Raw genomic sequence first — 11802 nt, forward strand, 5'->3', positions numbered from 1 at the left:
ACGTTTAGCCCGCTAAACGCAGGCCGGAGGGGGTCCAAACGAAACGGGGCCCTGCCGCTGGTGCGGAAGGGCCCCGGATCGGGAAAGGGTCAGGAGTCGGTCGAGTCGTCGGTCGAGTCGGCCTTGGTCTTCGTGTCGGTGCTCTTCGGGGCCCGGCCGTTGCGCGCGCGGCGCGGCTGGCGCGGCGCGGGCGGCGGCGGGGCGATCTGCTGGACGGCGGGGCCGCCGCCGAGCATCAGCTCCGCGAAGGTGGCCATCGCCTCGTCGAGCTGGCCGCCGATGCGCCGCTCGGACTCCTCGTTGCTCTTGCGCACCAGCGAGTTCACCGAGTCGGTGTCGGGCTGCTTCGACAGCGTGCCCTCGACCTTCGACAGCCCGCTCTTGAGCGTGCCGTCGAGATCGCCGAGCTGCGCGGTGAAACCGTCTTCGACCTTGTCGAGCCTGCCCGCGAGCTCGTCGAGCCGCGAGGTCACCTGTTCGAGGCGGCCACTGAGGTTCTCGAGCCGGTCGGACGCGTCGATCATCTCGCCGGTCTCGGTCAGCGCGGTCTTGAGCGCCTCGGTGTTGGCGCCGATGCGCTCCTTCGTGGCGGCGTCGAGGTCGTCGATCTTGGCGCGCAGATCGGCGTCGCCGGTGTCGACGCGCTCGCGCAGCGCGGCCTCGGCGGCGTCGATCTTCTCGCGGACCGGGCCGTGCACGGCGGCGGGCAGCGCGTCGAGCTTGCCGTCCTGCTTGTCGAGGTGGCCGCCGAGCTCGTCGAGCCTGCGGTGGATGTTCTGCAGCTTGTCCTCGAGCCCGTCCATCCGGCCGCCGACGCCCTCGAGCCTGGCCGCCATCCCGTCGAGCCTGCCGTCGAGCTGGGCGAAGGGCTTCGCGAGCTTGTCGACGATGCTGTCCACCGCGCGCGCCACGTCGGCCAGCGCGTTGTCCTGCGCTTCGAGCCGCGTCATCGCCTCGTCGAGCCGCTCGGCCAGCACCCCGACCTCGGTGCGGTCGGGCAGTTCGGACAGCCGCTTGCGCACGGCGCCGAGCGAGTCGACCGGGGCGAGCCGCGCGTAGATGTCATCCAGCGCGTCGAAGATCTGCTGCTGCTCGCTCTCTCGGACTTCGGCCGCGCGCACCAGCATGTTGCGCATCCGGTCGAAGGACGGGGCGGCAATGTGGTTGTCTGTGGTCACTGCGTGTCCTTCGTCGGCGGGGCATTTGGGGACGGAGTGGTGTAGCGCAGCTTATCGATTGAGGAATTGCTCTCCGTATGGCCCCCGTGAACTGTCGGAAAGACAAGGTCGACCCTCTGGCCGATTCGGCACAAGATCGACAGAGCTGAGGGTTAGGTCGAGCGTGAGAGTTTCCGTTCACGGGACCATGTAGGTGATACCTCGTGGGTACCGTTGGCCTATGGCTTCTGACACATCCGGCCCCGCCGGTGCGACCCCCGACCCCGAAAAGTTCCGGCGCGTGCCGAAGGTCCTCCTGCACGATCACCTCGACGGCGGGCTGCGGCCCGGCACGGTGATCGAGCTCGCGGAGGCGACCGGGTACCAGGCCTTGCCCACCACCGACACCGCTGAGCTGGGGCGATGGTTTCGCGACGCGGCCGATTCCGGCTCGCTGGAGTCCTACCTCGAAACCTTCGCGCACACCTGCGGCGTGATGCAGACCGAGGAGGCCCTGGTCAGGGTCGCCGCCGAGTGCGCGGAGGACCTCGCCGACGACGGCGTGGTGTACGCCGAAGTGCGTTACGCACCGGAGTTGTTCGTCGAACGCGGACTGTCACTGGAGACGGTCGTCGAGGCCGTCCAAGCCGGGTTCGCGGAGGGTGAGCGACGGGCCGCGGCGCGCGGCAAAGTCATCCGAACGGGCACTCTTCTGTGTGCGATGCGTCAACACGCGCGGGCGCTCGAAATTGCCGATCTCGCCGTTCGATACCGCGACGCCGGCGTGGTCGGATTCGATATCGCGGGCCCTGAAGACGGTTTTCCGCCGACCAGGAACCTGGACGCGTTCGAATTCCTGCGGACGAGCAACGCGCATTTCACCATTCACGCGGGCGAGGCGTTCGGGCTGGCCTCGATCTGGGAGGCCATCCAGCACTGCGGCGCGGAACGGCTCGGCCACGGCGTCCGGATCATCGACGACATCAAGATCGGTGACGACGGCACGCCGCATCTCGGCCGCCTCGCCGCCTACGTCCGCGATCGGCGGATCCCCCTCGAGATCTGCCCCTCGTCGAACGTGCAGACGGGGGCCGCGCAGTCGATCGGCACTCACCCGATAGGGTTACTCCACCAGCTACGCTTCCGGGTGACGGTCAACACCGACAACCGGCTGATGAGCGGCTGCACCATGTCCAGCGAGTTCGCCGCGCTCCATGCGGCCTTCGGTTACGGTCTCGCCGACTTCCAGTGGTTCACGATCAACGCGATGAAATCGGCATTCCTCGATTTCGACCGGCGGCTCGACGTGATCAACAATGTCATCAAGCCGGGGTATGCCGCCGTGCTCTGACCGCTGACGTGCGGGTTTTCCGCGATGCCTTGCCAAGGGGCGCCTCCGAATCCGGAGGCGCCCCTTGTGCATGGTTAGCCATCGCAACTAATGTTCATCATGTAAGAACATTGTCTCAATATATGGGATCACTGATGGTGCAGATCGCGACGGAACGCACGGTGGGCAAGCGACGCTGGGTGATCCTCGGCCTCGGGCTCGCGGCGCAGACCGCGAGTTGCACGTTCCTCTACGGCATCCCGTTCGTGGTGCCGCAGATGCGCGCTTCGGAGGGCCTCACCCTCGCGGAGGCGGGCACGGTCGTTTCCGCGCCGAGCATCGGCCTGCTGTGCACCCTCATCGCATGGGGCGCGGCCGCGGACCGGTTCGGCGAGCGGCTGATCATGGCGCTCGGCCTCGGCGCCTCGGGACTGCTCCTGCTCACCGCGAGCGTCGGCGACCATTCGCTCACCACGCTGTTCGTGCTGTTCCTGCTCGCGGGCGCGTGCACGGCGTCGGTCAACGTGTCGAGCGGGCGCGTGGTGATGGGCTGGTTCAGCGCGGCCGAACGGGGCGTCGCGATGGGCATCCGCCAGACCGCGCAGCCGCTCGGGGTCGGGCTCGCGGCACTGGGCCTGCCCCCGCTGGCCGAGCACTACGGGTTCCGGGTCGCCATGCTGATGCCGGCCTGCCTGGCGATCGTCGTCGCGCTGCTGGCGGCGTGGCTGGTGCTGGACCCGCCACGGCCCAAGAAGGCCGACGGTGCCGCGAAACCCGCGTCGCCCTACCGCGGGCCGGTGCTGTGGCGCCTGCACGGCGCGAGCGCGCTGCTCGTCGTGCCGCAGTTCGCGGTCTCCGCGTTCGCGCCGGTGTACCTGGTGACAGCGCACCATTGGAGCCCGCTCGCCGCGGGCTGGTTCCTCGCCGGGGTGCAGGCGCTCGGCGCGCTCGGACGGCTGGCGTCGGGCTACTGGTCGGACCGGGTGGGCAGCAGGCTGCGGCCGATGCGCCAGCTCGCGCTCGCCAGCGGCGCGGTGATGCTGCTGGTGGCACTCGGCGACGCCACCTGGCCGTGGCTCGCCGCGCTGGCGCTGGTGCTCGCCGCGGTGATCACGGTGGCGGACAACGGGCTCGGGTTCACCGCATCGGCGGAGCTGGCCGGCATCGCGTGGGCGGGACGCGCGATGGGCGCGCAGAACACCGCGCAGAACCTGGCCGCCGCGCTGACCCCGCCCCTGCTGGGCCTGGCGATCGGCGACTCGCGGTACGCACTGGCGTTCTGCATCGCCGCCGTCTTCCCCGTGCTGGCGATCGGCCTCACCCCGGTCCGCGCGGAACACCCGCGCATCCCGGGGTCGTGACCGCCGCCGCCCCGCCCTGGCTCGAAAATCGGGGGCGGGGCGGCGGGCGGCGGGCGGCCCAGCATGCCCTGAAGGTGCCCTTGGGGGAATCTGATGCCGCGAAGGTGCCCTTGGGGGCATGTGCCGGGCTCGCGCCCCGTTCTCGCGTTCATGCCGCGAAAGAGCCTTCACGGGCTTGTTCTGCTCCGGGCCGTATGCCCTGAAGGGCGCCTTCGGGGCATCTGATGCCGCGAAGGACGCCTTCGGGGCATGTGCGGGGATTTCGCCGCTCGCGACTCCTTATCGTGTCCGCGCTCATACCCGGCAGGGGGCTTCAGGGGCGTGCATGTCACGGATGTGGCCTCGTGGGCCTGCTCTGCTCCGGGGCGCATGCCCTGAAGGCGCCCTTGAGGGAATCCGACGCCGCGAATGGAGCCTTCAGGGCATGAGCGTTGCCATGCCGCGCGCCACGAGGGGCGAGATTGTGGCGTCGGATTCCCCGAAGGCGACCTTGGGGGCATGTGCGGGCATCGCGGCTCTTTGTCGTTTCCGGCTGGTGCCCCGAAGGTGACCTTCACGGCATCCATGTCCCTCAAGGCGTCCTTCAGGGCATCAGCGCCGCCACCCCGCGCGCCGTGAGGGGCGGGATCGCGGCGTCAGATTCCCCGAAGGGCACCTTCAGGGCGTGAAATCCGGGGACGTGGCGGTGATCGCGTCGGCGGGGGCGGTGCGCGCGGCGTCCAGGTCCGAAGCGCGGCGGTCGAGTTCGGCCAGCCGCGCGCGCATCAGGTCGAGCATGCCGGGGCACGGCCGGACGTCGCCGGTTTCGCCGGTGCACGGCAGCATGCCGCGGATGAGCCGGGCCGGCAGCCCCGCCGCCAGCAGCGCGCGACCACGGGCACCGCGTCTTCGCCGTAGTCCGGTACCCGTTGGCCAGCCGCGCCGAACGGAGCAGGCCGACGCGGTCGTAGTACCGCAACGGCCGTTCGCGGACGCGCCCTACGGCGACCCGGTGCTCGCCCGGCTCGCGGTGGAGCACGCGACGAAACAGGGCGAGGTCCGCGAGCGGGACTCTCGCCCTGTTTCTCGGCCTGGTCTGAACCAACTGGTCCAGACCAGTCTCAGTTGACGTTCAGGCGCGCTTCGAAGGACTCGACCAGCTTGCGCCACGCGGACTGCTCCGCGTCGAACGGCTCGCTCGGCGCGAGCCTGGTCGGGTCCGGCCGCAGCACGAACGAGACCAGCCAGCCCAGACTCTCCGAAGTGGACAGTGCGTCGGCGACGGTGTCGTCGTCGGCCCAGTCCGCGGCGTCGCTGATCAGTTCGACGGCCAGTTCGAGCTGGGTGGCGTCGATCGAGTCGACCCCGTCGGCGATGTCGGTGTCGAGCCCGGCGAGCACGTAGGTGTTCGCGTCGTCGACCTCGACCTCCAGCTCGCCCGCGGTCGCCTTGGTCAGCACCTCGTCCCAGGTGGACACTTCGGCGAGATCGGTCTCGGCGAACTGCTTGCCGTCGGCGAGCTGGCGCGCGAGCGCCTTCTCCGAGGTGAACACCTCGATCTCGCCGTCGGTGCCGAGGAAGATCGGCTCGTCGTCGAGGAAGCAGCGCAGCGTGAAGTAGGAACGCTCGGCGGAGACGATCTTGATCGGGTCGATGCCGACCTCGGCCCAGAAGCCGACGGGGCCCTCTTCGACCTCGTCTTCGTCATCGTCGGACTCGTCGTCGCTGTCGACGGCTTCGAGGTCCTCGTTGTCGGCGTTCACGCCCGCTTCGGCCTCGGCGGACTCCTCGTGGAACGCGGCCAGCTCCTCCGCGGTCTGCTCCAGCGTCGCGGCGTCGACGTCCGGCACGGTGACCAGCGAGTCGATCGCGTCGAGCACGGTGTCCCACTTCTCGGACACCGCCTCGGACAGATCGGTCCACAGCCGCTCGCCCTCGCGGCCGGTGAACGGCAGCCTGCCCTGCTCCAGCAGCGAGAAGCCCTCGGTCGCGTCGAGCACCTCGTGCACCTCGTCGAGCTCGCACACGTCGGCGAGCGAACGCACGATGCCGACGATCTCGCTCAGCTCGCCGATCGTCCACGAGTCCGGCTCCTCGGCGACCAGCTCGGGCACGCCGACCAGGTCGTAGGAGTGGTCGTCGTCGGGGATCAGCTCCGGCACGTTCAGCGCGGGCACCACGTGCCACGCCGGGTGGTCGACCAGGTCGTGCTGCTCGGCCGTGCGGACGAACGCGGCGAGGTGCGCGGCGTCGGGGAAGGCGTACAGGTCCTCTTCGTCGCCGAGGAATGCCTCCCACTCCTCGCCGTCCTCCCGCCAGCGCGGGGCCCACAGGGTCACCAGATCGCCCTGTGGCAGCCCGAGTTCGATCGGGATGATGTCCTGTGCCATTCCTGCCCTCCGGATAACCACCTGTGTGCGCGCGGGTCCGCCGGTGGGGTGCCCGGAGACGGTGCGCGGTACGCGCAGCCTACGGGTTTCGCTCGCGCCACGCGATTGCCCCCGCGTAAGTCGCGACGTTCGAATGGCACGATTGGCACCCTGATGACACTCGCAGCCGCGGTACCAGCCGATCCCGACCCCGATTCGCTGTTCGACGCCTTCGCCACCTGGGCCGCCGGACGCGGCCTTGAGCTGTACCCGGCGCAGGAGGAGGCGCTGATCGAGGTGGTCTCCGGGGCGAACGTCATCCTGTCCACGCCGACCGGCTCCGGCAAGAGCCTCGTCGCGGTCGGGGCGCACTTCACCGCGCTCGCGCACGGCAGGCGCAGCTACTACACGGCGCCGATCAAGGCGCTGGTCTCGGAGAAGTTCTTCCAGCTCATCGAGATCTTCGGCGCGGAGAACGTCGGCATGATGACCGGCGACTCCAGCGTCAACGCGGACGCCCCGATCATCTGCTGCACCGCGGAAATCCTGGCGAACATCGCGTTGCGCTTCGGCGGCTCGGCCGATCTCGGCCAGGTCGTCGCCGACGAGTTCCACTTCTATTCGGAGCCGGATCGCGGCTGGGCATGGCAGGTGCCGCTGCTGGAGCTGCCGCAGGCCCAGTTCGTGCTGATGTCGGCGACGCTGGGCGACGTCTCGTTCTTCGAGAAGGACCTCGCGCGCCGCACCGGGCGCCCGACGTCGGTGGTCACCTCGGCGCAGCGCCCGGTTCCGCTGACCTACCGGTACGCGCTCACCCCGTTGCACGAAACCATGTCGGAGTTGTTGAACGGCGGCCAGGCGCCGGTGTACGTGGTGCACTTCGCGCAGGCGGCCGCGGTCGAACGCGCGCAGGCGCTGATGAGCATCAACGTGACCAGCCGCGCCGAAAAGGACGCGATCGCCGAGATGATCGGCGACTTCCGCTTCTCCGCGGGGTTCGGCAAGACGCTGTCCAGGCTGGTGCGGCACGGGATCGGCGTGCACCACGCCGGGATGCTGCCGAAGTACCGCCGCCTCGTCGAGCAGCTCGCGCAGGCAGGGCTGCTGAAGGTGATCTGCGGGACCGACACGCTCGGCGTCGGGATCAACGTGCCGATCCGCACGGTGGTGTTCTCCGCGCTGACCAAGTACGACGGCGTGCGCCAGCGGCACCTCAAGGCGCGCGAGTTCCACCAGATCGCCGGTCGCGCCGGTCGCGCGGGCTTCGACACCGACGGCTACGTGGTGGTCGAGGCCCCTGATCACGTGATCGAAAACGCGAAGGCGCTGGAAAAAGCGGGCGACGACCCGAAGAAGAAGCGCAAGATCACGCGGAAGAAGGCGCCGGAAGGGTTCGTCAACTGGACGGACAGCACGTTCGACCGGCTCGTCGCCGCCGAACCGGAGCCGCTCACGTCGAGCTTCCGGGTGAGCCACTCGATGCTGCTGAACGTGGTTTCGCGGCCTGGCAACGCTTTCGAGCACATGCGGCACCTGCTGGAGGACAACCACGAGGACCGGCCCGCGCAGCGCAAGCACATTCTTCGCGCGATCGCGATCTACCGCGCGCTGCTCGCCGCCGGGGTGGTGGAGCGGCTCGACGAGCCCGACGAGCAGGGCCGGATCGTGCGGCTCACCGTCGACCTGCAGTTCGACTTCGCCCTGAACCAGCCGCTTTCCCCGCTCGCGCTCGCCGCGATGGAACTGCTCGACTTCGAGTCGCCGTCCTACGCGCTCGATGTCGTGTCCATTGTGGAATCCATTGTGGATGATCCGCGTCCGGTGCTGTCGCAGCAGAAGTTCAAGGCGCGCGGCGAGGCGGTGCAGGCGATGAAGGCCGACGGGATCGAGTACGAGGAGCGGATGGAGCTGCTCGAAAACGTCGAGCACCCGAAGCCGCTGGAGGAACTGCTCGGCGTCGCGTACGCGTCCTACCGGCAGGGGCACCCGTGGGTCGACGACTACCGGCTGTCGCCGAAGTCGGTGGTGCGCGATATGTACGAGCGCGCGATGAACTTCGTCGAATACGTGGGCTACTACCAGCTCGCGCGCTCGGAAGGGCTCGTGCTGCGCTACCTCGCGGACTGCTACGACACCCTGCGCCACACCGTGCCGGACGAGGCGAAGACCGAACCGCTGCAGGACCTCATCGAGTGGCTCGGCGAGCTGGTGCGGCAGGTCGACTCCAGCCTGCTCGACGAATGGGAGGCGCTGCGCCATCCCGGCGATTCCGACACAGCCCACGCGGCACCCGCCCTGCCCGAGGGGCCGCCGCCGGTCACGCGCAACGAGCGCGCGTTCCGGGTGCTGGTGCGCAACCAGCTCTTCCGCCGGGTGGAACTGGCCGCGCGCCGGGCGTACCACGAACTCGGCGAGCTGGACGCGTCGTCGGGATGGGACGCCGTCGCGTGGGAGGACGCCATGGAGGACTACTTCGACGAGCACTCGTCGCTCGGCACCGGCCCCGACGCGCGCGGCCCGGCGCTGTTCATGATCGAGAAGGAGCAGGGCGCCTGGCGCGTGCGGCAGATCTTCGACGACCCGGCGGGCGACCACGACTGGGGGATCAGCGCCGAGGTCGATCTCGCCGCCTCGGACGAAGCGGGCGTCGCTGTGGTGCGCGTTACCGCCGTCGACCAACTCTGACCAGCCCTGACCTGCGATCGAGGTCACTTACGACTCTCCGGTAGCCTTCGGCTATGGGCTCTCTCCGCTCCCGCGTCACGGCATGGCTCGGCCGCAAGTACCTCGCCCGGAAGCAGAAGGACGGCTTCGACCTGGCGAACATGTCGTTCCTGCCCGACGAGGTGCTGATGCCGCTGAAGCGGACCGGTCTCGATCCGGTCAGCGAGCTGGCCGAGCTGCGGGAAAGCGAACCGGTGCAGCGGATCAAGCTGCCGTTCGGCATGACGGCCTGGGTGATCACCGGGTACGAAGAGGCCAAGTCGGTGCTGAGCGCGACGAACGAGTTCAGCAACGACTTCACGAACCTGGTCGGCAACGCGGGGGTCACCGCGGAGCAGAACCCCGGCGGGCTCGGGTTCGCCGACCCGCCGGTGCACACCCGGCTGCGCAAGCTCCTCACGCCCGAGTTCACCGTGCGGCGGCTGTCCAGGCTCACCCCGCAGATCGACGACATCATCACCGAACAGCTCGACGCGATGGCCGCGACCGAAGGCCCGGTCGACCTGATGTCGCAGTTCGCGCTGCCCATCCCGTCGCTGACGATCTGCCAGCTACTCGGCGTGCCGTACGAGGACAGGGCCGAGTTCCAGCGGCTGAGCACCGCGCGGTTCGACCTGTTCGGCGGCGCCGGCGCGTCGCTCGGCGCGATCTCGGAATCGTTGTCCTACCTCAAGGACGTGGTGAAGAAGCAGCGCGAGAACCCGGGAGACGGGCTGCTCGGCATGCTGGTGAAGGAGCACGGGGACGAGATCTCCGACGACGAGCTGGCCGGGCTCGCGGACGGCCTGCTCACCGGCGGCCTCGAAACCACCGCGAGCATGCTGGCGCTCGGCGCGATCGTGCTGCTGAGGAACCCCGAGTACTTCGAGCTGATCCGCGACAGCGATTCCGGCGACAAGGCGGTCACCACCTTCGTCGACGAGCTGCTGCGGTACCTCACCGTGGTGCAGGTGGCGTTCCCGCGGTTCGCGAAGCAGGACATCGAGATCGCCGGTAACCAGATCGGCGAAGGCGACATCGTGATCGTGTCGCTCTCCGGTGCCAACCGCGACACCGCGTTCGGCACCCAGACCGAGGAGTTCGACCCGCACCGCTCGGGACCGGCGCACCTCGCCTTCGGCTGGGGCGCGCACCGGTGCGTCGGCGCCGAACTGGGCCGGATGGAACTGCGCGCCGCCTATCCCGCACTGGTACGGCGTTTCCCGAACCTCCGGCTCGCCGTGGATCCGTCGGAGCTGCCATATCGGGAACTGTCCATTGTGTACGGCGTGGACAAGCTCCCGGTGACGCTTTCCTGATTTTCCCGCGGTTCTTCGCGTCCCTGAAGGGCGCCTTCGGGGAATCTGACGCCGCGGACTCGTCCTTCGCTCGGCGGGTGGGTGGGCGTGGAGGTTCCTGATGGCCGTCATGATGGCATTCTCCTTCGACCCCGGTCGGCTGCGATGGTCCCGCTGATCGGCGACCCGATGAGCGGTTGGCCGAGTGCGTTTAGCCCGCTTACTGCACTCGGCGAGGCTGGCTCGCTTGACTGCGCGGCGAGCCCGGTCCGTCGCGCGCTCCGAAGTCTCTGAAGGGCGCCTTCGGGGAATCTGACGCCGCGAACTCGCCCTTCGCCGGAGTGTGCGGTCAGGTGGGTATGCCCTGAAGGGCGCCTTCAGGGCATCCAGCGCCGCGAACTCGCCCCTCACAAGCAAAGGGGCGCGCCCGGCCAGCAAAATCCGGGCCCGTCGGGCCAAAGTGCCCGCCAAGCAAAAGCCGCCGCCAAGCGAAAGTCCCCGCCAAACGAAAGCCCCCGCCAAGCAATGGGCGTCAGGCCAGCGGCCGGGCCTCGGCCAGTTTCAGCAGGGGTTCGGCGGCCGCGGCGTCGGTGATCAGGGTCGACACCATGCCCGAGCGCAGCACCGCGTCGATGCCTTCGGCCTTGGGGGCGGTGTAGCCGAGCGCGATCACCTCGGGCACGCGGATCAGGTCGTCGGCGTCGATCGCGAGCACGTGGTGCGCCAGCCCGGTGTTCATCGCGTTGCCGTCGGCGTCGAACAGGCGGGCCGCGACCTCGCCCACCGCGCCGCGTTTGCGGATGGCTTCGCGTTCGGCCGGTTCGAGCGCGTCGTACACAGTGGACTCGCCAGGCAGCCAGGCGCCGATGCTCACCACGGCCTTGGTCAGGTGCGGGAACTGGCTGAACGTCTCCGCGATACCCGGCTGGCGCCGCAGGATCTCGGTGGTCCGGCGGTCGGGCAGCACGAGCGGGCCGAAGATCGGGTAGGCGTCGCCGCCGGACACCGCGGCGACCCGGCGGACCGTCTCGACCGAGCGGTCGTGCATGTCCATCCCGGCCTGCACGCCGCAGAGCTGCACGATCGGGCAGCGCGGCAGCCGGTGGATCGCTTCGGTCATCACGTTCACCGAGCGCGCCCAGGACAGCCCGAGCACGTCGTCCTTGGTCACGACCTCCGAGAGCAGCCTGGCCGCGAGCGCTCCGATGTGCCTTCTGACCTCCGGGCGCTCGCCTTCGCTGAACGCGCGTTCGAGCACGAACGCCCGCTCCAGGCGGTAGGCGGAGCGGACCTGCTCCGATAGCGTGAGGTCGATCGGGCCCGGCACGTCGAACTCGATGCGCACCAGACCGCTCTCCCTCGCGGTGTCGAGGATCCTGGCCACCTTGAACCGCGAGATGCCGAACTCCTCGGCGATCTCCAACTTGGACTGGCCGAGCAAATAGAAGCGGTGTGCCACCGAAACCGCGGTCATAGTGTCCGCGAGGCTGAGTGGACGCGATCGAGTGCTCACTTGAGCACTATAGCTCGAAATCCGCTCGAAAGGTTGACGTAACACCACGGAAAGTTTTCAATTCCCAGGCATGCCGCAGCGTGCAAGGATGC

8 protein-coding genes are annotated in these 11802 nt (G+C 69.1%); 4 read left to right on the top strand and 4 right to left on the bottom strand.

Annotation, left to right across the window (positions count from 1 at the left end; all coding sequences use genetic code 11):
- Positions 1-89: 89 nt before the first annotated feature.
- Positions 90-1178 carry a PA containing protein gene (locus tag ABD256_RS28810; protein WP_344425741.1) on the bottom strand — a complete coding sequence of 363 codons (1089 nt, stop codon included), beginning with the start codon at positions 1176-1178 and terminating at the stop codon, positions 90-92.
- Positions 1179-1398: 220 nt separating this feature from the next.
- On the opposite strand from ABD256_RS28810, the gene ABD256_RS28815 reads away from it, so the two are divergent.
- Positions 1399-2508: an adenosine deaminase gene (locus ABD256_RS28815; RefSeq protein ID WP_344425744.1), complete on the top strand. Its 1110-nt coding sequence runs from the start codon at positions 1399-1401 to the stop codon at positions 2506-2508.
- Positions 2509-2642: 134 nt separating this feature from the next.
- Positions 2643-3848, top strand: coding sequence for an MFS transporter (locus tag ABD256_RS28820; protein WP_425546538.1), 1206 nt, complete (start codon positions 2643-2645; stop codon positions 3846-3848).
- A gap of 657 nt (positions 3849-4505) precedes the next feature.
- Here ABD256_RS28820 and ABD256_RS28825 read toward each other — a convergent pair.
- The gene (locus tag ABD256_RS28825; protein WP_344425750.1) at positions 4506-4673 is read right to left on the bottom strand and encodes a MerR family transcriptional regulator; all 168 of its coding nucleotides are present in this window, start codon (positions 4671-4673) and stop codon (positions 4506-4508) included.
- Between the two features lie 275 nt (positions 4674-4948).
- Entirely contained in the window at positions 4949-6217 is a 1269-nt protein-coding gene (locus ABD256_RS28830) for a primosomal protein (RefSeq protein WP_344425753.1), read from the bottom strand.
- Positions 6218-6370: 153 nt separating this feature from the next.
- On the opposite strand from ABD256_RS28830, the gene ABD256_RS28835 reads away from it, so the two are divergent.
- Positions 6371-8881, top strand: a complete 2511-nt coding sequence (locus tag ABD256_RS28835) for a DEAD/DEAH box helicase (protein WP_344425755.1) — start codon at positions 6371-6373, stop codon at positions 8879-8881.
- A 53-nt stretch (positions 8882-8934) separates the two neighbouring features.
- Positions 8935-10218: a cytochrome P450 gene (locus ABD256_RS28840; protein WP_344425758.1), complete on the top strand. Its 1284-nt coding sequence runs from the start codon at positions 8935-8937 to the stop codon at positions 10216-10218.
- 511 nt (positions 10219-10729) lie between these two features.
- Here ABD256_RS28840 and ABD256_RS28845 read toward each other — a convergent pair.
- Positions 10730-11671: a sugar-binding transcriptional regulator gene (locus ABD256_RS28845; protein WP_344425965.1), complete on the bottom strand. Its 942-nt coding sequence runs from the start codon at positions 11669-11671 to the stop codon at positions 10730-10732.
- Positions 11672-11802 lie beyond the last annotated feature (131 nt).

The sequence above is a fragment of the Amycolatopsis minnesotensis genome (assembly GCF_039529815.1).
Classification (GTDB): domain Bacteria; phylum Actinomycetota; class Actinomycetes; order Mycobacteriales; family Pseudonocardiaceae; genus Amycolatopsis; species Amycolatopsis minnesotensis.